Source organism: Lysinibacillus sp. FN11, from assembly GCF_024628845.1.
Taxonomy (GTDB): domain Bacteria; phylum Bacillota; class Bacilli; order Bacillales_A; family Planococcaceae; genus Lysinibacillus; species Lysinibacillus capsici.
In genome coordinates, this window is the sequence record NZ_CP102383.1 from 2,504,985 (window position 1) to 2,529,385 (window position 24,401).

Annotated in this window: 26 protein-coding genes and 3 pseudogenes; 6 read left to right on the plus strand and 23 right to left on the minus strand. The window is 37.2% G+C overall.

Annotated elements, in window-relative coordinates; all coding sequences use genetic code 11:
• Positions 1-230: 230 nt before the first annotated feature.
• From NP781_RS13455 to nusB, 3 genes are all read right to left on the minus strand, one after another.
• Positions 231-1,046, minus strand: a complete 816-nt coding sequence (locus NP781_RS13455) for an undecaprenyl-diphosphate phosphatase (protein WP_257520150.1) — start codon at positions 1,044-1,046, stop codon at positions 231-233.
• A gap of 129 nt (positions 1,047-1,175) precedes the next feature.
• Positions 1,176-2,030 (minus strand): bifunctional methylenetetrahydrofolate dehydrogenase/methenyltetrahydrofolate cyclohydrolase FolD, encoded by an 855-nt coding sequence (folD, locus tag NP781_RS13460; protein WP_054549163.1) that lies wholly within the window; start codon positions 2,028-2,030, stop codon positions 1,176-1,178.
• 31 nt (positions 2,031-2,061) lie between these two features.
• A complete protein-coding gene (gene nusB / locus NP781_RS13465; protein WP_004231146.1) occupies positions 2,062-2,445 on the minus strand; it encodes a transcription antitermination factor NusB in 384 nt (127 codons plus the stop codon).
• 384 nt (positions 2,446-2,829) lie between these two features.
• On the opposite strand from nusB, the gene NP781_RS13470 reads away from it, so the two are divergent.
• Both NP781_RS13470 and NP781_RS13475 read left to right on the plus strand, forming a co-directional pair.
• A complete protein-coding gene (locus tag NP781_RS13470; RefSeq protein ID WP_115673384.1) occupies positions 2,830-3,732 on the plus strand; it encodes a MerR family transcriptional regulator in 903 nt (300 codons plus the stop codon).
• A 124-nt stretch (positions 3,733-3,856) separates the two neighbouring features.
• The gene (locus tag NP781_RS13475; RefSeq protein ID WP_009370205.1) at positions 3,857-5,026 is read left to right on the plus strand and encodes an MFS transporter; all 1,170 of its coding nucleotides are present in this window, start codon (positions 3,857-3,859) and stop codon (positions 5,024-5,026) included.
• A gap of 96 nt (positions 5,027-5,122) precedes the next feature.
• Here the strand turns inward: NP781_RS13475 and NP781_RS13480 are convergent, their stop codons facing one another.
• Both NP781_RS13480 and NP781_RS13485 read right to left on the minus strand, forming a co-directional pair.
• Positions 5,123-5,533, minus strand: coding sequence for an Asp23/Gls24 family envelope stress response protein (locus tag NP781_RS13480; RefSeq protein ID WP_004231142.1), 411 nt, complete (start codon positions 5,531-5,533; stop codon positions 5,123-5,125).
• Positions 5,534-5,644: 111 nt separating this feature from the next.
• The gene (locus NP781_RS13485) at positions 5,645-5,971 is read right to left on the minus strand and encodes a nucleoside triphosphate pyrophosphohydrolase (RefSeq protein ID WP_257520151.1); all 327 of its coding nucleotides are present in this window, start codon (positions 5,969-5,971) and stop codon (positions 5,645-5,647) included.
• A 103-nt stretch (positions 5,972-6,074) separates the two neighbouring features.
• On the opposite strand from NP781_RS13485, the gene NP781_RS13490 reads away from it, so the two are divergent.
• Entirely contained in the window at positions 6,075-6,482 is a 408-nt protein-coding gene (locus tag NP781_RS13490) for a hypothetical protein (protein ID WP_221680162.1), read from the plus strand.
• A 183-nt stretch (positions 6,483-6,665) separates the two neighbouring features.
• Here the strand turns inward: NP781_RS13490 and accC are convergent, their stop codons facing one another.
• The 12 genes and pseudogenes from accC to NP781_RS13555 all read right to left on the minus strand — a co-directional run bounded on the left by accC (position 6,666) and on the right by NP781_RS13555 (position 15,355).
• On the minus strand, positions 6,666-8,033 hold the full coding sequence (accC, locus tag NP781_RS13495; protein ID WP_004231135.1) for an acetyl-CoA carboxylase biotin carboxylase subunit: 1,368 nt from the start codon (positions 8,031-8,033) through the stop codon (positions 6,666-6,668).
• 14 nt (positions 8,034-8,047) lie between these two features.
• On the minus strand, positions 8,048-8,548 hold the full coding sequence (gene accB, locus NP781_RS13500) for an acetyl-CoA carboxylase biotin carboxyl carrier protein (protein ID WP_221680161.1): 501 nt from the start codon (positions 8,546-8,548) through the stop codon (positions 8,048-8,050).
• Positions 8,549-8,748: 200 nt separating this feature from the next.
• Positions 8,749-9,303 carry a SpoIIIAH-like family protein gene (locus NP781_RS13505; RefSeq protein ID WP_004231131.1) on the minus strand — a complete coding sequence of 185 codons (555 nt, stop codon included), beginning with the start codon at positions 9,301-9,303 and terminating at the stop codon, positions 8,749-8,751.
• Complete coding sequence (locus tag NP781_RS13510) at positions 9,304-9,723, minus strand: hypothetical protein (protein WP_004231129.1); 420 nt, start codon at positions 9,721-9,723, stop codon at positions 9,304-9,306.
• 62 nt (positions 9,724-9,785) lie between these two features.
• The gene (locus NP781_RS13515; protein WP_257520152.1) at positions 9,786-10,841 is read right to left on the minus strand and encodes a stage III sporulation protein AE; all 1,056 of its coding nucleotides are present in this window, start codon (positions 10,839-10,841) and stop codon (positions 9,786-9,788) included.
• Between the two features lie 12 nt (positions 10,842-10,853).
• Entirely contained in the window at positions 10,854-11,129 is a 276-nt protein-coding gene (locus NP781_RS13520) for a hypothetical protein (RefSeq protein ID WP_257520153.1), read from the minus strand.
• Positions 11,130-11,235: 106 nt separating this feature from the next.
• Positions 11,236-11,445 (minus strand): hypothetical protein, encoded by a 210-nt coding sequence (locus NP781_RS13525; RefSeq protein ID WP_012295089.1) that lies wholly within the window; start codon positions 11,443-11,445, stop codon positions 11,236-11,238.
• Between the two features lie 88 nt (positions 11,446-11,533).
• Positions 11,534-12,540: pseudogene (locus tag NP781_RS25660) on the minus strand (NAD(P)H-dependent flavin oxidoreductase).
• Between the two features lie 193 nt (positions 12,541-12,733).
• Positions 12,734-13,291, minus strand: a complete 558-nt coding sequence (efp, locus tag NP781_RS13540) for an elongation factor P (protein ID WP_004231115.1) — start codon at positions 13,289-13,291, stop codon at positions 12,734-12,736.
• A 17-nt stretch (positions 13,292-13,308) separates the two neighbouring features.
• Positions 13,309-14,370 carry a M24 family metallopeptidase gene (locus tag NP781_RS13545; protein WP_257520156.1) on the minus strand — a complete coding sequence of 354 codons (1,062 nt, stop codon included), beginning with the start codon at positions 14,368-14,370 and terminating at the stop codon, positions 13,309-13,311.
• A gap of 2 nt (positions 14,371-14,372) precedes the next feature.
• Positions 14,373-14,807 (minus strand): type II 3-dehydroquinate dehydratase, encoded by a 435-nt coding sequence (aroQ, locus tag NP781_RS13550; protein ID WP_221680156.1) that lies wholly within the window; start codon positions 14,805-14,807, stop codon positions 14,373-14,375.
• A gap of 122 nt (positions 14,808-14,929) precedes the next feature.
• Positions 14,930-15,355, minus strand: a complete 426-nt coding sequence (locus NP781_RS13555; protein ID WP_221680155.1) for a hypothetical protein — start codon at positions 15,353-15,355, stop codon at positions 14,930-14,932.
• A 112-nt stretch (positions 15,356-15,467) separates the two neighbouring features.
• Here NP781_RS13555 and NP781_RS13560 point away from each other — a divergent pair, with 112 nt between their 5' ends.
• A complete protein-coding gene (locus NP781_RS13560) occupies positions 15,468-16,439 on the plus strand; it encodes a DUF1385 domain-containing protein (protein ID WP_050779473.1) in 972 nt (323 codons plus the stop codon).
• A gap of 114 nt (positions 16,440-16,553) precedes the next feature.
• Positions 16,554-17,885, plus strand: a pseudogene (locus NP781_RS13565) (IS3 family transposase).
• A gap of 55 nt (positions 17,886-17,940) precedes the next feature.
• Here NP781_RS13565 and NP781_RS13570 read toward each other — a convergent pair.
• The 6 genes from NP781_RS13570 to NP781_RS13595 form a co-directional block, all read right to left on the minus strand.
• The gene (locus tag NP781_RS13570) at positions 17,941-18,675 is read right to left on the minus strand and encodes an ABC transporter permease (RefSeq protein ID WP_257520157.1); all 735 of its coding nucleotides are present in this window, start codon (positions 18,673-18,675) and stop codon (positions 17,941-17,943) included.
• Positions 18,672-19,397 carry an ABC transporter ATP-binding protein gene (locus NP781_RS13575; protein ID WP_257520158.1) on the minus strand — a complete coding sequence of 242 codons (726 nt, stop codon included), beginning with the start codon at positions 19,395-19,397 and terminating at the stop codon, positions 18,672-18,674. The genes NP781_RS13570 and NP781_RS13575 overlap by 4 nt, the downstream gene beginning before the upstream one ends.
• Entirely contained in the window at positions 19,387-19,854 is a 468-nt protein-coding gene (locus NP781_RS13580) for a DUF3021 domain-containing protein (protein WP_257520159.1), read from the minus strand. Before NP781_RS13580 ends, NP781_RS13575 begins: the two co-directional genes overlap by 11 nt.
• A 10-nt stretch (positions 19,855-19,864) precedes the next feature.
• On the minus strand, positions 19,865-20,305 hold the full coding sequence (locus tag NP781_RS13585; RefSeq protein WP_221680417.1) for a LytTR family DNA-binding domain-containing protein: 441 nt from the start codon (positions 20,303-20,305) through the stop codon (positions 19,865-19,867).
• Positions 20,306-20,731: 426 nt separating this feature from the next.
• Positions 20,732-21,658 carry an alpha/beta hydrolase fold domain-containing protein gene (locus NP781_RS13590; RefSeq protein ID WP_257520160.1) on the minus strand — a complete coding sequence of 309 codons (927 nt, stop codon included), beginning with the start codon at positions 21,656-21,658 and terminating at the stop codon, positions 20,732-20,734.
• A 487-nt stretch (positions 21,659-22,145) separates the two neighbouring features.
• Positions 22,146-22,622, minus strand: coding sequence for a hypothetical protein (locus NP781_RS13595; RefSeq protein ID WP_257520161.1), 477 nt, complete (start codon positions 22,620-22,622; stop codon positions 22,146-22,148).
• 560 nt (positions 22,623-23,182) lie between these two features.
• Between NP781_RS13595 and NP781_RS13600 the strand changes: the two are divergent.
• Positions 23,183-24,354, plus strand: a pseudogene (locus tag NP781_RS13600) (IS256-like element IS256 family transposase).
• The last annotated feature ends 47 nt before the right edge of the window (positions 24,355-24,401 follow it).

A 24,401-nucleotide genomic window follows, 5' to 3' on the forward strand; every position in this document is an offset into this window, starting at 1 on the left:
GTTTTCGGCTCCTTTACTAAAATCAAGTTTTTCACAAAACTACACCTATCATAACATTTTTTGCAGTCGTTGACGTGCCAAAATGCAGTTTCGATAGAAAAAATGACTGTCTTTCTTCTATCGAAAAACAACTATAACACATTCCTACACGTTCTCACTATTAGAAATCGTATATTATGACAAATAACAAACAAAGCCCCATAACTTCATACGTTATGAGACTTTATATTTTAATAAAATAGTAATAAAAGAGTTCCTACAATAAAACAATAATACGTAAAGTAGCTAAGTTTGCCACTTTTCATAATGCCTATAAACCAACGCATCGCAAAATAAGTCATAATGAGTGTTGCCAAGAAAGTGGCGGCATATGGAAGAGCTAAGGCACCTTTATTCGGCTCGTCTAAAAAATCTGTAATGCCAAGGACTACCCCACCCAAACTTACAGGAATATAAAGCATAAAGGAAAAACGTAAGGCTGTATCCTGCTTCATCCCTACTGCTATGGCGGAAATAATCGTAGCTCCTGAACGGCTAATGCCTGGCGTTAAAGCAACTGCTTGCCCCAGCCCTACAATGATGGCATCTTTAGCACGTAAATCTGCATCTTTCTTCTTGCCACGCATATTACGAATTAACCATAATGCAGTCCCTGTCACAAATAGCATGAGCGCAATCGTCGTCATACTTACGTTATCTGCAATAACATCACTTAATAACACCCCTAAAACGCCAGCAGGAATTGAACCGATGACAATATAGAGAGCAAAGCGAAAATCTGCGTTATAACGCTTTTCTCTAGTTTTCAAGTAAAGAAAAAAATGACTGATCAGACGAACAATATCCTCACGATAAATATACATAATAGCAAGTAACGAAGCTGTATTGGTTAAGATGGCAAAAGTAAAACCTTGTTCACCTAGTCCCAGCATTTCGCTAGCAATCATTACATGTCCACTCGACGATACAGGAATTGGCTCTGTAAAGCCTTGGACAAGTCCAATAATGATATGCTTGACAATTAACATAATATCGATATTTTCCATAAAAACCTCCTCCTCAGTATGTATGTCCCAAACGTTACATTAGACGACATAATCGAAGAAAAGTTCTGAATTTACACAACAAAAAAGTCACCTCACACAATGTTGAGATGACTTTCTTCAAAAGGTTTTTTATTTTGCAAGCGTATTTTCAGCTGCTTGCACTGTGTTGAATAGTAACATTGTGATGGTCATTGGTCCTACACCACCTGGTACAGGCGTAATATGAGACGCAATTCCATCTACTTCTGCAAAGTTTACGTCACCGCATAATTTATTGTTGTCATCGCGATTAATGCCTACATCAATAACAACAGCCCCTTCTTTCACGTGCTCTTTTGTAATAAAGTTTGCACGTCCAACTGCGGCAATTAAAATATCTGCTTGTTTTGTAAATGAAGGTAAATCTGGCGTTTTAGAGTGTGTATAGGTTACCGTTGCATCCTTTTGTAAAAGTAGTTGTCCCATTGGTTTACCAACGATATGACTGCGACCTACGATTACAGCATGCTTTCCTGCGATTTCAATTCCTGAATACTCAAGAAGCTTCATTACGCCAAACGGTGTACAAGGTAAAAATGTTTCTTGGCCAAGCATCATTTTCCCAACGCTTACAGGTGAGAATCCATCGACATCCTTCTCGACAGCAATCGTTGCAATGACTGTATCCTCATCAATATGTTTTGGGAGTGGTAATTGAACTAAAATACCATGAATATCCTCACGTTGATTTAAAAGCTCAATTTGTGCTAGTAATTCCTCTTGCGTTGTCTCTTCGGGTAATTTAATGAGTTCTGAAAACATACCAATCGCTTCACAAGATTTTTGTTTATTTCTCACATATGTAGCTGATGCCTGGTTGTCTCCAACTAACACAACCGCTAAACCAGGTGTCAATCCTCGCTCTTTTAAACGAATGACACGCTCTGCTACAGCATTACGAATTTCTTGACCAATCTCTTTACCATTAATAATTGCACTTGACATAAACCTTCGTTACTCCTTCCAATTCAACACATTATTCTTGTTCTGTAAATTTAGAAAGTACACCATTGACGAATTTAGATGAACTATCATCGCCAAATGTTTTACATAACTCGATTGCTTCGTTTAGTACTACTCTTTTTGGTGTTTCTGGCATGTATAACAATTCATATACAGCTAAACGTAAAACCGTTCTTTCAATTTTGGGTAGACGGGCAAGTGACCACTTTTCAAGATGCTGTTCTAATGTAGCATCGATTTCCTCCAAATGTTCAGCTGTTCCATTTACGATCTTTTCGTAGAAGGCATTGGTAGGTTGACCTTTAATATGGCCCATTGCTTCTTCAACTGTTAGATCCGTATTGTCTAGCTGAAACAAAACTTGCAACGCTTTTTCGCGTGCTTCATGTCGTTTCATGTAAAGCTCTCCTTCTTAAGTGGCATTAAGGTTTATAATAGCATAAAATCACATGAGAAACACGATTTCAAGCAAGTTTTCAATAATCTGAACCTTTTTCAAGGAACTTTTTGTTTAAGCCCACTTCTCATCGAATAGTGGTATTCCAAAAATGAATGTTTCTTGTTCGTAATGGTATAATAAAGAAAAAACTTTAGAGGTGTCACAATGCAAACTGAAGCTTATGTCTTAGCTGCAAAAAACATTTAAAATGGTTGACAGTGAAGAACAATATCAACAAATGAAGGAACGTACATCTCACCTATTTTACTGGGTGGATGCAAGCATAAAATTCGTTTTGATGCCATTCGAAACTTTTTTAGCTTTTATTAGTGGAGGCCATTTATGAAGGAACATTATTATACGATAGGTGAGGTTGCCAAACTTTCAAACTTATCGGTTCAGACATTACGTTATTATGATCAAATTGATTTATTTAAGCCTGCTTATATCGATACCTTCACCAATTATCGGTATTATAAAGGCAATCAGCTATTCTATTTAGACATTATAAAGTCCCTTAAATATATCGGCGTGACGCTCGATGATATAAAAAAAGCACTTAGATTAACCTCAGAGGAATTGCTTGATTTTTTAGCTCAGCAGGAGCTACGCATCAATGAAAAAATTTCACGTTTAAACGAAGCAAAAAATACCTTACTGAAAACAAAAAAGCAATTACAAGAGCAAATTGATATCCCAGTTTTCGGTGAGATTTATGTGCAAATAGAGGAAGCAATGCCCGTTCTTCAAGTAACCACTACTGAATTAACACCGACATCGAGCACCAGTACATACTATGCCACTTTAATTAAAATCATCGAAAAGGAAGGCAGTGTCTTAAACAGTCGTTATGGTTGTATTTATCCACTAGAGCCTTATAAAGATGTCAATGACATCATTTATGATGCTATTTTCACTCCCCTATTAACGGAGCGCACATTTTCGCAGCTTTCACCAAACATACAACAAACCATTATTCCTGGCGGTAAATATGTATGCATTGCCTTTATTTACGATCCTGATACTTATTTTTCATTCTATGAAAAGTTGAGAAATCATGTATTAGCTCAGGAGGAACTATTTGAGTCGCAAGTGTATGAGCTATACATGCCAGCAACGCTCACTATGGAACAAGAAAAGAAATTTATAGTAGAATTAAAGATTAGGCAAAAACAAGAGACACAAAATTCCTCCGAAAAAGTAGTGGCACATTCGTATAACTCTCAGCCAGAACTCCCAAACTGATAAAAATTTTAAAAAATAAAAACAAATCTTTTGACCCTATAGTTACTATAGGGTTTATCGTATTACATGGAAATATTCTAGTAGATTGAAAACATGTATCGCGAACAATTAGAAGGAGAAGTTTATGAGCAAGAAACAAAATATAACCTTAGCTATTTTATTATCTAATCTTTTCATTGCCTTTTTAGGGATTGGTTTAGTCATCCCTGTTTTACCAACCATCATGAATGAGCTACATATTTCTGGCTCTGTTGTTGGTTATATGGTGGCAGCCTTTGCCATTACACAATTAATTGCATCACCAATTGCAGGTAAGCTTGTTGATACTATTGGCCGCAAAGTTATGATTGTTGCAGGTCTTTTTATTTTTGGACTTTCTGAGTTTTTATTTGGGTTTGGTCGTTCTGTTGAAATTCTTTTTGTCTCTCGTATGTTAGGTGGCGTGAGTGCCGCTTTCATTATGCCAGCTGTAACCGCCTATATAGCTGATATTACGACATTGGCACAGCGCCCTAAGGCACTTGGCTATATGAGTGCAGCCATTAGCACAGGTTTTATTATCGGCCCTGGGATCGGTGGTTTTTTAGCTGAAATTGGTACACGTGTCCCATTTTATGCAGCTGGGGTACTTGGTCTGTTCGCAGCTATCCTGTCATTGCTGTTTTTAAAAGAGCCAACACGTGCTACAGACAATGAAGAAGTAGCACAATCCATGTTAGGTAGTGTCAAGCGTGTGTTTAGTCCACTCTACTTCATACCATTCATTCTTATTTTCGTGTTATCATTTGGCCTCGCTGCATTCGAATCATTGTTTAGCTTATTCGTTGATCACAAATTTGCGTTTACACCATCGGATATTGCCATAATTATTACAGGAAGTGGTATTGTTGGGGCACTAGCTCAATTAATACTATTTGATTGGCTGACAAAGAAAATGGGTGAGATTAATGTTATTCGTTACTCACTAATCCTTTCAGCAGTATTAACATTTGCCATGACGATCGTGAGTCATTATTTTGCCATCTTATTCGTGACATTCTTTATTTTCGTAGGCTTCGATTTAATTCGACCTGCTGTTACTTCGTATTTATCGAAAATTGCCGGAAATGAACAAGGATTTGTTGGTGGCATGAACTCTATGTTTACAAGTCTTGGTAATATTTTTGGCCCAATTCTAGGTGGGGTATTGTTCGATATCAATCTGAACTATCCATACTACTTTGCTACAATCGTATTGGTGCTAGGCGTCATACTTGCGTTATTCTGGAGAAAGCCAAAGCATATAGAATTATAAAAATAGCGATACATCCACATGAACATCCTAGAGAAATCCATATAAAAAGGACTGCCCTTTGATGAACGAATCATCATTGGGCAATCCTTTTCTTTTTTATTCATGCACTACTGTTTCTTCTTTTTCAAAGTGAATACCTGTAATATGCACATTTACTTCTGCTGTTTCTAGTGCCGTCATATTAAAAATAGCCTGACGGATTTGCGTTTGAACTTCTTTTGCTACTTTAGGAATGGCATATCCATATTTCACAGAGCAAAATACATCAATCGCAATTTCACCAGTTTCCGTTACACCTGATTTAATGCCTTTATTGTGTACTTTTTTACCGAAACGTTCCACGACACCCGTCGCAATATTCCCACGAGTTGCAGCAATGCCTTCTACTTCATTGACAGCAATCCCAGCCACAACCTCGATCACCTCTGCCGCTACCTCAATTTTTCCAAGCTCTTCTTTCCCAGAAGGTGTTGGTTGTACGAAAGATTGTCCTACTTTCTCTGCCATACAAATATCATCCTTTCCCTTACACATCACAAACAAGTGCTGTACTTACATTTATTATACTATAAAAAGGAAGGTTTGGCTGTCGAAAGCCGTTTTAATTTAAAACCGACTTTACTGATCCACTACATCGATTAAATAAATTCCCTTTTCAAATCCCCCACGAGCAGTTCTCTTGTGTTCACGCGTCTCTTCTAGCTCCTCAAAGCTTACACCTAGCACACCGATAGCGATATGAAGGAGCTCCAGTATATCTGCAAGCTCTTCAACACTTTCTTTTTTATCCTCGGCTTCGTAAAATTCTGTAGCTTCTTCTATCATTTTAGCTTTTATTGCCTTTATCAGCTCACTAGGTTCTAAAATGCGTGCATGATAGGATAAACCCTTCGCTTCCATTACTTCTAAAACTTTATCCCTCACTAGCTTATTATATATAGGCATCCATTGTTTAACTCCTTTTCAGGGGGATTACTATCACTATCTTATATTATATAGTATTCTTTCTATAATATAGAATTGATTTGAGATAAAGTAGAGGTAGAGTATGTTACAAAAATGGTTGTTTAGTATCGGTGGAGTTGTCCTCATGTTTACAATGCTTTTTTTATTTTTGGGGGATAGAGCTAGTGAAGATACAATGCTTGCGAAAAATATTATGGAAGAAGCAAATAGTGGTACAACAGTAGTTTCACTAAATAAATTAACGGATTTTGATTGGGAAAAAGCGCAAATTTTTGGACCTTATACAACGAAAGATACGATTGAAGAAACAATGGACATACAGTTTAGAGGTAGTACCAGTGGTTTAGATGTACGGGAAGATATTTTCCTTCTTGTATTTGCGAAAGAAGGCCATGCGATAAAGACAGCTGTGCTTTACAGAAACATAGGAGATTATTCAACAAAGAATGGTATGTTAACACCCGATAACGATCTTCTATCTATAAATTAGTACTTTTCACCACTATTCTTTTACTATTGATTACTTCAATTGGTAACGGTTTTAGCTTCTATAACGATCAATTTTCTTCTATGATTGATCTTTCTACCTGCAAGTAAGTCCTCTATCTATTTATGCTTAGACATAAAAAACCTCCTAACTAATAAAAGCTAGGAGGTTTAAACTTGCGAACGCTTACTTCACTTTTTCTGCTACGCCCAATACATCGTTCTCTTCTAGGAACTTCGTATTGAATTGCGCTGATTTGAAGACGTCATTGTTCATTAGTGCTTGGTGGAATGGAATGGTTGTATTAATTCCAGGACCAGATACTTCGAATTCACTTAAAGCGCGGTTCATTTTTGCAATCGCTTCTTCACGTGTATCCGCATGAACAATTAGTTTTGCTACCATTGAATCGTAATATGGTGGGATTGTATAGCCCGCATAGACAGCAGAATCAATACGTACACCATAGCCACCTGGTGTTATATACGTATCAACAGTTCCTGCTGAAGGCATGAAGTTTTTATAGGCATTTTCTGCATTAATACGGCATTCAATCGCCCAACCATTTAATTTTATATCATCTTGTGTGAAGGGAAGCTTCTCACCAGATGCAATTTTTAATTGTTGTTGTACAAGATCTACACCAGAAATCATTTCTGTTACTGGGTGCTCAACCTGAATACGAGTGTTCATTTCCATGAAGTAGAACTTGTCCTCTTGATAGTCATAGATAAACTCGATCGTGCCGGCACCTTCATAGTTACATGCCTGTGCCGCTTTTACTGCTGCCGCACCCATTTCAGCACGACGCTCAGAAGATAAGGCTGGAGATGGAGCTTCCTCTACTAACTTCTGCATACGACGTTGAACCGTACAGTCACGTTCGCCTAAATGTACCACGTTCCCGTAGCCATCTGCTAAAACTTGGATTTCACAGTGACGGAAGTACTCGATAAATTTCTCTAAATATACGCCAGGGTTACCGAATGCTGCAGCAGCCTCTTTTTGCGTAATTTCAATACCTTTTACAAGATCTTCTTCTGTACGTGCTACACGGATCCCTTTACCGCCACCACCAGCAGTTGCTTTGATGATGACAGGGTAACCAATTTTAGCAGCCCATTCTTTACCCGTTTCGATATCTGGTACAATACCAGTACCTGGAACAAGTGGGACACCTGCTGCCTCCATTGTTGTACGTGCAACGTCCTTGATGCCCATAATTTTAATAGAATCAGAGGATGGACCGATAAATTTAATGCCAGCGTTTTCACAAGCTTCAGCAAAATCAGCGTTTTCTGATACGAAGCCATATCCTGGGTGGATGCCATCAGCACCTGTCTTTTCAGCTACACTAAGTAGCGCTGGGAAGCTAAGATAAGAATCTTTTGATAGCTTCGGTCCGATGCAATAAGCTTCGTCTGCTAACTTCACATGTAATGCGTCAGCATCTGCTTCAGAGTACACAGCAACCGATTGAATGCCTAACTCTTTACAAGCACGAATGATACGCACAGCGATTTCGCCGCGGTTTGCAATTAAAACTTTTTTCATTTGTTTTGCACTCCTTACTCAGCTTTTACAAGGAATAATGGTTGGCCGTACTCTACTAAGTCGCCATCTTTAACTAGAATTTCAACGATTTCCCCTTGAACTTCTGCTTCGATTTCGTTGAATAATTTCATTGCTTCTACGATACATACAATTGTTTCGTCCCCTACTTTGTCACCCACTTTTACGTATGCAGGAGAATCTGGGTTTGGTGCTTGATAGAAAGTACCGACCATTGGAGATACAATTTTATGTAACGATGGGTCGTTAACTGATGGTGCAGCTGGTGCTGGCGCTTCTTCTTTCGCTGGTGCAGGTGTTACTGCTGGAGCTTCTGCTGGTGCAGATTGTTGTACAACAGGGGCTACTACTTCTTTTTTAGGTGCTACAGTTTCTGTAACAACAACATTATTCTTTTTAAGTTTTACTTTTGCGCCATCTACTTCATACACAAACTCGTCAATTGAAGAAGAATCCACTAATTTGATAATTTCACGAATTTCTTGAATTTTGAACATTTCTAACTCTCCTTATGAATTAAAATCTACTACAATAACTATTCTATATTTTTTCGTATCAATTTGAAATAGTTAAATGAAAATTAAGTAAATATGAACAAAATAAAAGGCTTTCCTTTACTAAGCGAAAGCCTTTTCATGAAGCTGATATATAACAACCTTTTATAAATTAACTAAAAATTTATTTTTTTCTTTATTTTTTAATAATTATTTGCACTGAACTTGACTTGCACATCATTTGCGCCTTCCATCTCTGTTTTTACGAGATAAATAATTTCGTTTGCTTGTGCTTTTGACAATTCCTCTGCCATCACTGTCACCGACACTTTTTCTCCCTCAGCACGTACAAACGCATCAGAGTAGCCTAATGATTTTACAAGCATCTCAAGCATAGCTTCCGCTGATTCACGTTTAATCAGGCCATCCATTTCATTGTATGCCTCATTTTTTTCTTCGGCAGAATATTCTTCTGAGGCAATCTTTTGTGTTAACTGTTCACGAAGTTGGCTTCTCTCATCACTAACCTGCATACGCATTTCTTCAAATAAGTGACTTGGTGAAGATACTTCTTGTGTTATATCATTTGTTGCTTCCTGATCTGTAACACCTGTGACAGCTGTTTGTTGCAGTGTATCATCTGTAAAAATAGTAAGACCATTGAATTGCTTTGCTGGATCTACCAAATAATACACTGAAATGACTGCTACTAAACTTAATAATGTCATAAACCAAACTGTTCTTCTACGTACGCGCATTTACTTTTCCTCCTTATTTTCCATTGGAACGATAATAATTCGATGAATCGGTAATTGCATCACTTGACTGACGACAGCACGAATTTCATTTTTTACAAAGATATCGGAAGCACCCTCTGAAACAACGAGCATTCCTGTCACGTTTTTCGCGCCTTGTTCAGTCCCTCGAAAATATTGGCTGAATAGTTTATTGGCATCCTGATCATCTGTCATCTCTCCATAATAAAAGTAGACTTTAACCTCCCCAACACCTTCCATTGCCTTCAGGGTTTGCTCAAGTTTTTCTTCATTTGTGAGCGGTGAACCTTTGTCGCTTGTTGAATTCGTTTGATACATAGGTAAAATGATGAAAATTCCCACGGAGGCAGCTATCAAGATTAATACCATTAATGACGTTGTTTTTTTTCGTGTCTTTTCCACATCACTTGTACATTGCCTCCTTTCATCTTCTCTTTTTCAAGTGTATGTACGCTTGTTTCTTCCTATGAATTGATAAATGGAATCTTTAATAGCAATTGCAAAAATACTAACGTGATGACCAACTTTGTCAGTGAAATTATTTCCTTATCATCCGTTAGAAACACAAAAATCTGACAGACAAACAGCAATGCCAATAAAAGAATCAATCTATCTCCCCCTGCCATGACTTGTACGAACACAATGAGGAAAAAACAAGAAAACATAAATGAAAAAGCAATTAAAAATGATACAGCACATAAAGTAAATAGCGATTTGCTAACTTGATCTAGTAGTCTACAAATATCATCAAAGGCAATCGGTTCTAAAATAGCAGCAAGCATTTTCAAAGAATAGGCACTAACTACAAGCTGCACGGTTGGGATAAAAGACACCGTAATGACCGCAATAAAGGCGCTAATACTTGTAAGAGAAGATGTAAATTGAGTCATATGCTGAAACATCGAAAAACTATCCACAATAAAAGAACCTACAACTGGAATATTTTCTTCAATTAATTTTTTGACGGGCTCCGCTACAGCCGCATTGACACTAAATGCTGCTACACCGCTTGCGGTCATCAGTAAGACATAGCAAATAACTGAGGCCGACACGATGCTCATAATCGTAAATCGAATCAATTCAGCTATTCGAGTAAAGGATATTTCCTTAACAATCACACTGCATACATCAAAGACAATGGCCAAAAGCACGCCAGGAATAAGCCACTTACTACTGATAATGGTGAGGACTTGTACAAAAAACAGTAAAAAAGGCTGCCAGGAAGCAATTGCTGTAATACTACTGGATAATAAAAAGCTCGATGTAAGAATTGGATAAAATGCTGTAAATAGATGGGCTAGTCCTTGTGCAATTTCATCGATTAATGTAAAGGAGTTGACAACAACAGGACCGATTGTTGCTAAAACGATAAGAAAAAAAAGTATCCTTGTCCCTTTTTCAAACTCTGGTAATAGCATGTTCACAATCAAAATGATGATGACGTAGCTGCAAAGCATGAGCGTCATCTTGAGCAAGAGAAAGAATGGGTCGATTAAAAACGATAATATTTGCTCCTGCAATGGCTTCGCTCCTTAGTTTAGCCTTTTTAAAATGGCCGACACCTCCTGTAGAACAGCCAGAAATTCTTTGAACCAATACAGCAAAATCACAATTTTTACAGCAGCAAAAACGATGTTCCCGAGCACTTTATAATTATGTTCTGCCAAAAGCAATGCCACCCACTGCCCGACATAGAACATACTTGCACTGATTAAAATAGCCTTCGCATAAGGTAAAAACGCAAGTGTGTCTAACAATTGTTTGGTGAACGGCAATAAAAGTGTCGAGAACAACATGCCAAAAAGCAAAAAGAAAACATCACACTGATTAGCGCATGGAGTGGCTGTATAACTTCTTTTATCAGCAATAATAAAAGCAGCATGACAACAGCAACGATGACAATTTCCATTCACATTACCCGGATGAGGTAAGCCATTGGAAGAAGGTTAAAATCTCATTAAAGAATAGACGTAAAAATCGAAGTAATTCTGCTGTCATATATAAGTAAGCAATGAAAAAGAGGAAAAATGAAAACTCCTTCTTCCCTGTTTGATCAAAGAAAACATGAAGAAGCGCAACGACTAGTCCCACTCCAGCAACTCTTAATACGTCTTGTAATTCCATTCCTACGCCCCCTCGTGTACAGCAATATATGTCGCTCTTCAAAAAAAGACCTCTATACAGATGTATAGAGATCTTCCACGATTAAAAATTATATTAGTTTGCTTACAATGTTTTTGACCGTATCCTTTTGCTGTATAAGATGACTATTTTCACCCATCCACATGGATAAGTATTCCGCATTACCTTGCTCAGCACTTTCCTTACGAATGGTAGTCGTTAGATAATTTTGTAGCGGATAGGGTGCTACTGTCGCATCCTCCATACGTTTCGTAAAATCATTTGCTAAACCTCTTGCTGGTTTACCAGTAAATGCAAGCGTAATCGTCGTTTGTTGTTCCTTTGATGCCAATACAGCATTTTTATAGAGTGGCGAAATTTCGCATTCATCTGCCACTAGTAAAGCCGTCCCAATTTGAACTGCCTGTGCCCCACTTTCAAGTGCCTTTTGAATATCCTCTTTGGTCACAAGGCCTCCCGCAGCTATAATCGGAATCGCAACTTTTCCCACTACTTGTTGTAGTAAGTCATGTAATGGAATTAATTGCAAAGGGTCAGTAAAAGAGCCTCGATGACCACCAGCCTCTCCCCTTGTAATACAACCGCATCCATTCCTGCTTGCTCCACTAGTATGGCTTCCTCTAATGTAGTTGCAGTACCAATCGTATAGACGCCATGATCTTTTAATTGTTTAAGAACTGCTGGAGATGGCAGCCCAAATGTAAATGAACAAATTGCTACATTTTCTTCAATCACAGCTTGAACCTGTCCTGCAAAAACTTCCTTTGATGTTACGCTCTGTACAGGGGATAATCCTAATTCATCGTAAAAAGGTTGCAGTGCCATTCTGGCTTGTTGTAAAACCTCGACATCAATTTTGGGTTCTTCTTGCACAAATAAATTGACCGCAAAGGGCTTTGTCGTTAACTTCTTCACTTCTTGAATAAACTGCTTGGTTTGTTCGCCATCTAAGTAACCTGCACCAATTGAACCTAATAGCCCTGCCTCAGCACAAGCCGCCACAAATTTAGGCGATGTCACACCTGCCATTGGTGCTTGTATAATTGGATATCGCATATCAAATGTTGTTTGTAACATACCTTTCACTCCTTACTCTGATTGTAAACAATTCTACCAGTAATAACCATCTATCTGATGATAGAAATTTGATAGTACCTCAATAAAAATTAACTAGTGCTTCTATCTATTATCACATTAAATGAACGATTTGACAGTATATGTATAAGAAAAAATAAAAACCTACTCTTTAATGAAAAGAGTAGGCTGATCATTATGCACGTGAAACGTAAGAACCTTCATCCGTGTTAATGATTAAAACGTCACCTTGGTTAACGAAGAATGGTACTTGTACGATTAGACCTGTTTCAAGAGTAGCAGGTTTTGTACCGCCTGAAGCTGTATCACCTTTGATTCCTGGTTCTGTTTCTGTTACTTCTAATTGAACAGTGTTTGGTAATTCAACACCTAACATTTCACCTTGGTAAGATTGAATATGCACTTCCATGTTTTCTTTTAGGAATTTTAATTCATACTCAATAGCAGATGAAGCTAGTTCAGTTTGCTCATATGATTCCAAGTCCATAAATACATGCTCGTCACCTTGTGCATATAAATATTGCATTTTACGATTATCGATTTGTGCCTTTTCAACTTTTTCACCAGCGCGGAATGTTTTTTCATTCACTGAGCCGTTACGTAGGTTACGTAATTTAGAACGTACGAATGCAGCACCTTTACCTGGTTTTACGTGTTGGAAATCTAACACGCGGTATAATTGGCCATCAACAATAATTGTTAGACCTGTACGGAAATCGTTTACTGAGATCATTTGTGTTCCTCCAAAGTTTATAAAATAATGAGTTCTTTTGACGAATGTGTTAGTAGTTCATTACCCGTTTCTGTGATTAAAATATCATCCTCGATACGGACACCACCGATTCCAGGTAAGTAAACACCTGGTTCAATCGTCACGGCCATACCTGGCTCTAGCACTGTATCAGAACGCATCGATAAGCCAGGGCCTTCATGTACTTCAAGACCAATACCGTGTCCTAAAGAATGACCAAATGCTTCGCCATATCCTTTTTCTTTTAAGTAGTCACGTGCAATCGCGTCCGCTTGAATGCCTGTTAATCCAGGACCCACTTTTTCAAGTGCTAACAGTTGAGAAGCAAGGACTGTATTGTACATATCTACCAATTTTTCAGATGGTTCTCCCACAGCCACAGTACGTGTGATATCCGAAATATAGCCATTATAAAGCGCACCAAAGTCTAATGTAACAAAGTCGCCTTTTTCAATCACTTTATTCGTTGCAACGCCGTGTGGTAATGCTGAACGAAGACCAGACGCAACAATCGTGTCAAACGAAGACTGAGTTGCTCCTTGTTTACGCATGAAAAATTCTAATTCATTCGAAACTTCAAGCTCGGTTTTACCAGGCTTGATGAAGCCTAAAATATGTGTAAATGCGTGATCTGCAATTTCACACGCAGCCTTAATAATATTAATCTCTTGTTCCGTCTTAATCAAGCGAATTTTTTCAATTAGCCCAGAAATCGGCACTAAATCTGCTTGAATCTTCGATTTATACAGTTCATAGGTGCCATAGCTTACAGTATCTTTCTCAAAGCCCAATAATTTGATACCCATATTATTTACTTGAGTAGCAATTTCTTCAATAATTGTGGCATCATGCTTGACAATACGGAAGTCCTGAATTTGTGCAGCAGCCTGCTCTGTATAACGGAAATCTGTAATAAATACAGCATCATTTTGAGACACAATTGCTACGCCTGCTGTCCCTGTAAAACCTGTCATATAGCGACGGTTGTACCCATTCGTAATTAAAATACCATCGATGCTTTGTTCTTGAAGTGCTTTACGTAGCTTTTGTAATTTCAACATAATCAATTCTCCCTCTCGATAAATGTACGTAGTGCCAGTTCATAGCCTTTCGTACCTAGTCCACAAATTTGACCAAGGCAGGCCGGAGCAAGATAGGAATGATGTCGGAAAGCCTCACGTTTGTGGATATTGGAAATATGTACTTCGATAACTGGCACGGAAATACCTGCTATCGCATCATGCAATGCGATGCTTGTATGGGTATATGCACCAGGATTAAAGATAATACCATCATATTTTTCATCCTCTGCTTCATGCACCCAATCTACTAGTATCCCTTCATGATTGGATTGACGAAATTCAACTGTAGCACCTAAAGATGCCGCAAGATTTTGAACATTTTCTCGAACATCATCCAATGTTTCATGTCCATAAATATGTGGCTCTCGTTTACCAAGTCGATTTAAGTTAGGTCCATTCAAACATAATAACTTCACGCTTCTATTCGCCTCTTTCTATGTACTTGCCATTTATTTTATCATACACCATGCATTCAGCAACTAATTTCAACTAGTGGTGCCATAAATACCCCCTTAAACGAAGGGGATATTTTGTACCTTCAACTTTGTTTTTGTGCTGTATGTTCCTTTTGATGGAAATTGGCGGTTTCAAGCAAGAAACGTAAAAAACAAATAACGGTCACCATAAAGGGAATTGACAGTTTTTTAAAAGACGTAAGCTGTAATGGTAAATCTAAAGCAATCCATTCCAATGTGATGGTCACCAACAGACCTAATAAAAGGGAAGAAAAGACAGCTGGAATGATATATACATAGCGCATAGTCATGTATAAAAATAAGCCGATAATAAATAGTAGAAAAATAAAAAAGGTCCATTGAAATAATTTAGAGCTTTCTTCAAACCAATTCCATTTTTTATAAAACCCTATCGGATGCCATTTAATGAGATGGAAATAATGTAAACCCTTTAAGCACAGCGCTAAAACAAGCGCATTGACAAGTGCTGTAATTGTCGCTACTTTCATCATATACCTCTCCTTTATGCACACTAGTTATTTCCTAAAATGTACGTTTAGTGTAGCCATATAGAAAATTTACTATGCGTAACGGTAGAGGTTTTTCACTAAATTTAGTACAATGGTACAGTTGAAATATATAAAGAGAGTGGTGTTAGCCTTGAGCAATTCACCTGTATACGGGGGACAAGCACAATTAGAGGGTGTGATGTTCGGAGGAAAGGAACATACTGTTACAGCCATTCGTCGTAACGATGATTCCATTGATTATTATCATTTCAAAAAAGTACAAAAACCTTTTTTACAAAAGCTTAAAAAAATCCCATTTGTACGAGGCGTGGTCGCACTGATTGAATCTGCTGGCTTAGGCTCTCGTCACATGCAATTTGCTGGGGATCGTTATGATGTGGCACCTGGTGAAGAGGAAGATCATAAAGAAGAAGGCTCTAAACTTCAAATGATACTAGGCGTTGCTGTAGTAGGTATTCTTTCCTTTTTATTTGGAAAATTTGCCTTTACATTAATTCCTGTTTTTATAGCTGATTTTTTCTCAAAATGGATTGAAGGAAAAACGGGACAAATTTTACTAGAAAGCGGTATTAAACTATTATTACTGCTAGCCTATTTATATTTTATCTCGTTAACGCCCCTCATTAAACGAGTATTTCAGTACCATGGTGCAGAGCACAAGGTGATAAATTGCTATGAAGCTGGATTAGACATTACCGTAAAAAATGTTCAAGCTCAATCACGCCTACACTATCGTTGCGGTAGTAGCTTCATATTATTCACAGTGTTCGTCGGTATGTTTTTATATTTCTTTGTGCCTACAGATCCACTGTGGCTTCGTATTTTAGATCGTATCCTATTAATTCCTGTTGTTCTGGGGATCTCATTTGAAGTCTTACAAGCGACAAATGCCTGCCGTAATATTCCAGTGCTACGCTTCCTTGGCTACCCTGGCTTATGGCTCCAATTACTTACAACTCGTGAACCAAAGGACGATCAAGTAGAAGTAGCGATTGCTTCCTTTAATATGCTACGCCAAGTAGAGCAGCAACCTGAAATCGCTGCGACATTAAATCATGATTAATCAAAAAGGCAGCCCAACGTTAAACTGTACCCTATAAGATAGACACTTGAAAAAGGTCATCTTATAGGGCATTTTTGTTTATAATTGAAAAAAACAAGATTCGGAGCCACTACTATGACTAAGAACTTTTTAACACCCCACCAACAAAATGAATTAAAAAAGAATCCTTATGTAAAAGCTGTGAGCGATAAAGCGATTACGTATACGGATGAGTTTAAACGCTTATTTATTGCACAATCTGAAACAGGAAAATTACCAAGTGAAATTTTTGAAGAAGCGGGATTTGACGTGGAAGCGATTGGTATAACACGTATTCATAGAGCAGGTACTAGGTGGAGAACAGCTTATAAAAAACGTGGAATCACCGGTTGTTTAGAAGATTCTCGAAAACACAGTACAGGACTTCCTATCGAGCGAGAATTAAGTATAGAGGAAAAGTATGCACGACTTGAAGCAAAAATGCGTTTACTAGAAGCTGAAAACGAACTATTAAAAAAGATCGATTTACTCGAAAGGCAGATGTTGAAAAAGAAATAAAACTCGCACCAGAACTGAAATTTGAACTGATTGGTCAAACGATTGAAACGTATGGATTGAAGCGAATGGTACGCTATCTTTGTGAAGTGTTGGAGGTATCACGCTCAGGCTATTATAACTATTTTAAGGAAGAATCTCTTCAAAAAAGAGCGATGAAACACCAAGCAGATGAAGTCGTAAAGGAAGGGATTTTAAAAGCGTATCCATTCCGACGACATCACAAAGGCGCACGTCAAATCAAAATGACGCTTCACCATCAATATGGTATTACCTATAATCTGAAGAATTCGCCGCATTATGAAGAAGTTCGGGGTTATCTGTCCAATTCGTAAAGCGAATCCTTACCGTCGTCTAGCCAAAGCCACACAAGAACATCGTACGTGTCCACATATGCTTGAACGCCAATTTAAACAAGGCGTGGCTGGTAAAGTCCTCTTAACAGATATCACGTATTTGACATATAAAAGTGGTAAACGTGCTTATTTATCAACGATTAAAGACGCTGAGACGAATGAGATTTTGGCGTATGAAGTAGCAGATAGCATCACAATGGAAATTGTGCTCGACACTTTGAAAAAACTGAAAAAGCTAAAGCACCTAGCTCAGGACGCATTCATCCATTCAGACCAAGGTTTTCATTATACCAATCCAGCGTTCCAAAAACTCGTGAAACAAATGGGCTTAGGTCAATCGATGTCACGCCGAGGAAACTGTTGGGACAACGCACCTCAAGAATCATTTTTTGGGCATTTTAAAGATGAGACGAATATAAAAGATTGTGAGACATTGGAAGACGTAAAACAAGAAGTGAAAAGCTATATGATCTATTATAACCATTATCGAGGTCAGTGGGATTTAAAAAAGCTGCCGCCTGTAAAATACAGACTGCAGCTTCAAGAAGTTGCCTAACCTTTTTCAAAATGTCCTTTACAAAGGGTACACTTTACGTCGGAGCTGCCTTTTTTCATTTTGAACGGCCTTGCATTTTCCGTTTAAACATAAAGATGGCGAGAATTGTCATAATTACCGTATAACCAATGATGACAATAAGTGAATAAATCACATGAGCATACTCTGCATGTAGGATAGCCCTAGCTGCATCGACTGCGTGCATGAAAGGTAAAAGCTGCGCAATCTTTTGAAATGTTCCACCAATCATATCTAATTCGAACCATGTTCCACTTAACCAAGTTGTCACATTAACAAAGATGGCAAATATCCCTCCTACCTGCTTATCTGTAAATAATGTCCCAAATAATAAACCAAAACTAATATAGAGTGGTGAGATCATTAGAAGTACAAGGATTAAAAAGAGGATCGACTTATTAAATGGCAACCCTAATAACATGGCGGTAGCTAAACAAACAAAAATTTGTAGCAGGGCTATTGGTAGTAAAGGTATCATATACCCTAAAATGTAATCAGCAGCAGACAAAGGAGAAACAAAAATCCTCATTAAAAAGGATGAGCTTTTATCTTTTCCTAGTAACATTCCTGAAAACAGTGTGAGAAAAGAAAAACTAAATACAATGACGCCTGGTGCTAGATTATTCATTTCATATAAAGCAAGTGGCATATTTTTTTGCATAACAGAAAACAAGCCTAATAAAAGGATTGGTAAGCCTATACCAAATAATAAAGTGATTGGATCGCGGACAATCTCTTTATGATTCCTTGTTGCAAACGCAGCTACCCTCACAATAACACCTCCTCTGTTTTTTCCAAGAATACTTCTTCTAAAGAATGCTTGCCTGTTTCAGTGATCAATTGTTGTATCGTTCCTAGTGCACATATTTGTCCATGATGCATAATTCCTACACGATCAGCCAAAGCCTCTATCTCTTCTAAATAATGGGAGGTCAAAATAATCGTGACATGTCCTTTTAAGCGCTTCAATGTGTTCCATACATCATTCCTTGCCCGTATGTCCATCCCTAAAGTCGGTTCATCGAGGAACAATACCTTTGGGTTTGACATTAGGGCCATTGCTACACTTAAACGACGCTGGTAGCCGCCTGATAGTGTCTTAGCCTTGTCATGCTGATGTGGTGTCAGTCCGAATAAGGCCATTTTGTCATATACTTGTTGTTGTGCTTTTTCTTTTTCAAAGCCATAAATCTGACTGAATAATAATAAATTTTCATATACCGTTAAATTAAGTGCAACCGCTGTTTCCTGGGGCGAAATATTAATCACTTGTTTTACAGCCTGTGTATTTTGCACAATGCTTTTTCCATCTATTGTGGCATCCCCCTCTGTAGGTGAAAGGAGCCCACACAACATTTTGATTGTGGTTGTTTTGCCAGCGCCATTTTGTCCTAAAAGAGCAAAAAGTTCACCTTGATGGATTTGTAAATTTAATTGATTAACGACTACACGCTCTTTATAAAGCTTTGTTAAATCTCTTATGTTAATCATCATGCTCTTCACCTCGATTAGTCAGAATCGCATTAATTTTTTCTATGTCACGCTGTGAAAATCGATATTGTAAAACCCATGTCACAATATAAGTTCCGAGAAAGCTGGCTACGAGAGAAAAAACATTCGCTATTGTTTTTGGCATCCATAGTAGCGTTACAATCGGTATCCAAATCATTGCCGTTATGAAAAAGTGGACGAAATATTGCTTCAACATTCCCCAGCTAGCCATTTCAAAAATAAGTGCTGCAAGAGCAAAGGTAATGCCTATGACACCCGTTAATAGAATTTGAGTAATAATTGCACTTATTTCATCTGTAAAGTAAGTACGAAATTCTGGCACCACCCAAACATAGTTTCCTTGCCCTATGCCCATCGAGACAAAGAATTGCACAATTTGTCCCATTACTATACCGATCAAAAATCCACCAATAATACGTGTTAAAATGTCTTTTCGCATATTTATCACCTCAGATTCCTAATTGCTTCTTTATTTTGCTTACATAACGCCTAGAAGCGTATGTTTTCGTGCCATTCTTTAATTCAACTCCGATTGTACCTGTTCTACTAATGTCCATATGCTTGATCATGTAGCGATTAACTATTTCAGCATTTGAAATACGGAGAAACATTTGAGGATTGAGCTTTTCCTCCAGCTCATAAAGACGCAAACGTACCGTATAAACACCGTGAATACTCTGGACACAAACCTTTTTTTGCTCTGTATAAATACGCACGATCTCCTTACTATCGATCAATTCAACACCTTTATGGGAGAAAGCTAATAAAGTGCTTTCCGCTGTCGTAGTAATAATTTGTATAAGATGCTCAATGTCATCAGTCATTTTATCTGTGAGAATGATTACTTTGGGTTCTTTATATGTAGGGTCAATCGATACTTCCACCTTCATATGATCACTGTCCTTTCTACGCCTCACTATAAATTTTTCCATACATGTTGTAAATGGATTATCGACAACTGGTCGTTATCAAGGAATAAGTGGTCAATTTAAAAGATTTTTTTGAACAATAAAAAAACTCCCCTCTAGATAGGCCTATCCAAGGGGTTAAACGTACAAGTTAGCTTACTTAGAATGTTTTTTTACTTACTAGCAAGGCAGTAAAAACACCCATCATATTCGGGAGCTTTTAAAATATTGGAGGTAAACTCTAATATTTTCCCAAATCAATTGCAATGATTGATTGTTTTGAGACACCAACTAATTTTGACAAATCCTTCTGCGATTTCTGCAAACATCTACAGATAAATAAACCTTGCTAAAAATGTACATAGAAAAAACGTATTTTGAATGGGTCAAAACACGTTTTTCTGTGAATTATTTACTTAGGATATTTATAATTTTCTGTTGAGCATCCACTGCCTCAGGGATCGGCATCACAACAAACACATGATTCATCTTAGGATAAACAAAGGTAGTGATCGCAACACCTTGGTCTGTTAGCTTTTCATCAAATTGTATTGCATCTGGATATAAGCTTTCGTGAGTCCCAATAAAATGAGTAATCTTGCTAATCCCTTGAAAATCACCGTAAATAGGACTAATCAATGGGTCCTTCAGAGCTTTATCAGCTGCCCATATCTTTGTTATGACTTCCATTCCTTCACTAGCTAACATGGGATCGTTTTCTTCATATTCCTGAATAAGTGGATTTTCTAAACTCATATCAACACATGCCGACAATAAAATAATATCTTGCGGCTGAGGAAGATTATCCCGCTTCAACTGTTGTATTAGACCGAGTGCTATATTTCCACCTGCTGAATCTCCTATAATGGTTAATTGATTGGAGCTTTCAATAGATGCTAGAATCTCTTTATAGAAGCTGAGCATTTTTGGGTACGTATCTTGATAGTTAAAATGAGGTACTTTTGGATAGATAGGCGCAATAACTTTTGCATTTAAGGCTTGTGCCATTTTATCCATGAACAACCAGTGTAAATTTAAAGGTTGATTTGTCCAAGCTCCACCATGTATATAAAGAATCACCATTTGTGATGAAGACTTTTGGTCATTTAAAATAAAAACCTGCATATCCTCAAATGTTTGCTCCTTCACATCGCTTAAAAGATTGACATCCTCCCCAATCACATAGGGGTGAATATTTTCTGTTCCTCTTTGCTTAATAAATTGTTGAGCATTTTCAATACTAGAAAAGCTCTTTTTATTACTTTGTGAAAACAATAATTTTTCAAATTGCACACTCTCTACAGATCGTTCTCCATTAAAAATTTCTATACTCATGTTTTTCTCTCCTTTTATTGTTCATTCTGTTTCCAAACATGTAATGATTAATAAAGTGATGTGCCAAACCACTAAAACTGAGTATCGATGATGGTAAAATGCATTTTTTTATCGAACTTTATTTTAATTCCACATTTTGAAGAATACTCCTTCCAAAATCTATCATCAAATAAAAAGACCTTCCTGTTGTCAAAAAGCTGCCATTTTGAAACAAAATGACAGCTTTCGATTAGGTATCTATTCCATCCAACTACCGCTATATTATTGGATTTTAATTTGAGACGAGTAACTATACCTATACCCTTTTCTAACCTCTTCCACTCTGTGAATGAGGCTAATCAATTTTGTCTTGATAACATGTAGATAGTTAAGATTAATCATCCTGAAATAATTTATCTACTTCTTTTGATAAATTTCTACCTCATCTTCTGATAACGCTTGATTTTCCTCTGCATCTATTATGTGGAGTTCCATCATTCAGAGTTAGCTATACAAAAGCGACACGTATGTATTCCTCGTTCTTTAAGCTTTCAAGGTGATGCAATTCAAGGTCTTCCATCGTAATACGACGGCTTTTTAGTTTTTTATCATAATCCCCTGCCCAAAACCTAATTAATTCAGCTCCTTGCTCTGGTTGTATATGTTCCTTCAAATAACTTAAAAAATCTTCTAAAAATTGAGGACCCCAATTTCCCTCGATGCCGTATACAAAGGATTTTTCATTATAAAGCCCTAAGTCATAAGGTGGATTATTCCATTGGAATATATTCAAATTTCCAAAAGCCGATTCATCTGCTGCATGTAAAACTCGTGCATCATCATCCATCAGATGCCACGGCTGTGTTGGTGTACTCTCTGTAATTGGATATAATTTTTTTAATTCTTTTACTGTTATTTCAGCAATTCCTGTACAATCAACTGTTTGTAAAGAACTGTTCGCCACTAGGACAGAATATAACGTCATATGCTTGTCTCCTTAAGCTTTAATAAATGAAACTCAAAATATCTAAGCAAATCAATAAACTAACCTGCTCCACATACATTATAGTGAATTTAACATAAATATCCAAAAAAATCATCTCGTTCTACAAATCTAGCTAGATGATAGGCTCTCTCTATTCCCTCAAAAAAAACAAGGAGTAGCAATCGAAATGATTTCTTTTTTTATTTTTCATGATTGTTTTAATAATTAAAAAATCTGATAAATTATTGAATAACACGAAAAGATTACAGATTCAAATATAAGTATGGATTAAATGTATTTATTAAAGACTTGTAAAACTCTTCTATCTAAATAGGAAAATTCATTATTTTTTTGAGAGTTATTTGAGAGTTTGTTTATTTATAATAACTTTGTTAATGAATCCTCATTATAAAAAAATATAAAACGAGGCATTATCCTATTCGGAAAGGAGAAAAAGTTGATAAAGTCCGTATAATTGTGTAAAAGTAAAAAGGCCATATAACAGTCCTTTTACGGTACAATGTTTTTAACGACAAAAACATACCCAGGAGGACTTTTACATGACCCAAGTACATTTTACACTGAAAAGCGAAGAGATTCAAAGCATTATTGAATATTCTGTAAAGGATGACGTTTCTAAAAATATTTTAACAACGGTATTTAATCAACTAATGGAAAATCAACGAACAGAATATATTCAAGCAAAAGAATATGAACGAACAGAAAACCGACAAAGTCAACGAAATGGCTATTATGAGCGCAGCTTTACGACACGTGTAGGCACGCTAGAATTAAAAGTACCCAGAACACGTGATGGCCATTTTTCACCCACAGTGTTTGAACGTTATCAACGAAACGAAAAAGCCCTCATGGCTTCAATGTTGGAAATGTATGTATCAGGCGTTTCAACTCGTAAAGTATCAAAAATTGTGGAAGAACTTTGTGGTAAATCCGTCTCTAAGTCCTTCGTTTCTAGCTTAACAGAACAGCTAGAACCTATGGTTAACGAGTGGCAGAATCGTTTATTATCAGAAAAAAATTATCCTTACTTAATGACCGATGTACTCTATATAAAAGTACGAGAAGAAAATCGAGTACTCTCAAAAAGCTGTCATATAGCGATTGGAATAACCAAAGATGGCGACCGTGAAATTATCGGCTTCATGATTCAAAGTGGCGAAAGCGAAGAGACCTGGACAACATTTTTTGAATACCTAAAAGAACGCGGTTTACAAGGTACGGAACTCGTTATTTCTGATGCGCACAAAGGATTAGTCTCTGCCATTAGAAAATCCTTCACCAACGTAAGTTGGCAAAGATGCCAAGTTCACTTCCTAAGAAATATCTTTACCACCATTCCTAAAAAAATTCAAAATCTTTCAGAGAAGCTGTTAAAGGAATTTTTAAGTTCACAGATATTAACTTAGCGCGTGAGGCTAAAAATCGATTGATTCATGATTATATCGATCAACCAAAATATTCAAAAGCTTGCGCATCATTGGATGATGGATTCGAAGACGCCTTTCAATATACCGTACAAGGAAATTCCCACAATCGACTAAAGAGTACCAATCTAATTGAACGACTGAATCAAGAAGTACGCAGAAGAGAAAAGATTATTCGCATCTTCCCCAATCAAACATCAGCCAATCGCTTAATTGGAGCCGTTCTTATGGACCTACATGATGAATGGATTTATTCTTCAAGAAAATACATCAATTTTGATAAGTAGAAATGGTAAAAACATTGTATAGCATTTTACACAGGAGTCTGGACTTG

What these genes read in the sequence shown, in the direction of transcription:
- NP781_RS13525 (WP_012295089.1), bottom strand. Translation starts at nt 11,445, where the DNA reads ATGGAATTACAAGACGTATTAAGAGTTGCTGGAGTGGGACTAGTCGTT.
- NP781_RS13470 (WP_115673384.1), top strand. Translation starts at nt 2,830, where the DNA reads ATGAAGGAACATTATTATACGATAGGTGAGGTTGCCAAACTTTCAAAC.
- NP781_RS13455 (WP_257520150.1), bottom strand. Translation starts at nt 1,046, where the DNA reads ATGGAAAATATCGATATTATGTTAATTGTCAAGCATATCATTATTGGA.
- NP781_RS13480 (WP_004231142.1), bottom strand. Translation starts at nt 5,533, where the DNA reads ATGGCAGAGAAAGTAGGACAATCTTTCGTACAACCAACACCTTCTGGG.
- NP781_RS13575 (WP_257520158.1), bottom strand. Translation starts at nt 19,397, where the DNA reads ATGATGATTAACATAAGAGATTTAACAAAGCTTTATAAAGAGCGTGTA.
- folD (WP_054549163.1), bottom strand. Translation starts at nt 2,030, where the DNA reads ATGTCAAGTGCAATTATTAATGGTAAAGAGATTGGTCAAGAAATTCGT.
- NP781_RS13505 (WP_004231131.1), bottom strand. Translation starts at nt 9,303, where the DNA reads ATGCGCGTACGTAGAAGAACAGTTTGGTTTATGACATTATTAAGTTTA.
- nusB (WP_004231146.1), bottom strand. Translation starts at nt 2,445, where the DNA reads ATGAAACGACATGAAGCACGCGAAAAAGCGTTGCAAGTTTTGTTTCAG.
- NP781_RS13485 (WP_257520151.1), bottom strand. Translation starts at nt 5,971, where the DNA reads ATGCCTATATATAATAAGCTAGTGAGGGATAAAGTTTTAGAAGTAATG.
- NP781_RS13595 (WP_257520161.1), bottom strand. Translation starts at nt 22,622, where the DNA reads ATGACGTTATATTCTGTCCTAGTGGCGAACAGTTCTTTACAAACAGTT.
- NP781_RS13560 (WP_050779473.1), top strand. Translation starts at nt 15,468, where the DNA reads ATGGTACAGTTGAAATATATAAAGAGAGTGGTGTTAGCCTTGAGCAAT.
- NP781_RS13580 (WP_257520159.1), bottom strand. Translation starts at nt 19,854, where the DNA reads ATGCGAAAAGACATTTTAACACGTATTATTGGTGGATTTTTGATCGGT.
- NP781_RS13555 (WP_221680155.1), bottom strand. Translation starts at nt 15,355, where the DNA reads ATGAAAGTAGCGACAATTACAGCACTTGTCAATGCGCTTGTTTTAGCG.
- efp (WP_004231115.1), bottom strand. Translation starts at nt 13,291, where the DNA reads ATGATCTCAGTAAACGATTTCCGTACAGGTCTAACAATTATTGTTGAT.
- NP781_RS13490 (WP_221680162.1), top strand. Translation starts at nt 6,075, where the DNA reads ATGTTACAAAAATGGTTGTTTAGTATCGGTGGAGTTGTCCTCATGTTT.
- NP781_RS13545 (WP_257520156.1), bottom strand. Translation starts at nt 14,370, where the DNA reads ATGTTGAAATTACAAAAGCTACGTAAAGCACTTCAAGAACAAAGCATC.
- accB (WP_221680161.1), bottom strand. Translation starts at nt 8,548, where the DNA reads ATGTTCAAAATTCAAGAAATTCGTGAAATTATCAAATTAGTGGATTCT.
- accC (WP_004231135.1), bottom strand. Translation starts at nt 8,033, where the DNA reads ATGAAAAAAGTTTTAATTGCAAACCGCGGCGAAATCGCTGTGCGTATC.
- NP781_RS13585 (WP_221680417.1), bottom strand. Translation starts at nt 20,305, where the DNA reads ATGAAGGTGGAAGTATCGATTGACCCTACATATAAAGAACCCAAAGTA.
- NP781_RS13590 (WP_257520160.1), bottom strand. Translation starts at nt 21,658, where the DNA reads ATGAGTATAGAAATTTTTAATGGAGAACGATCTGTAGAGAGTGTGCAA.
- NP781_RS13475 (WP_009370205.1), top strand. Translation starts at nt 3,857, where the DNA reads ATGAGCAAGAAACAAAATATAACCTTAGCTATTTTATTATCTAATCTT.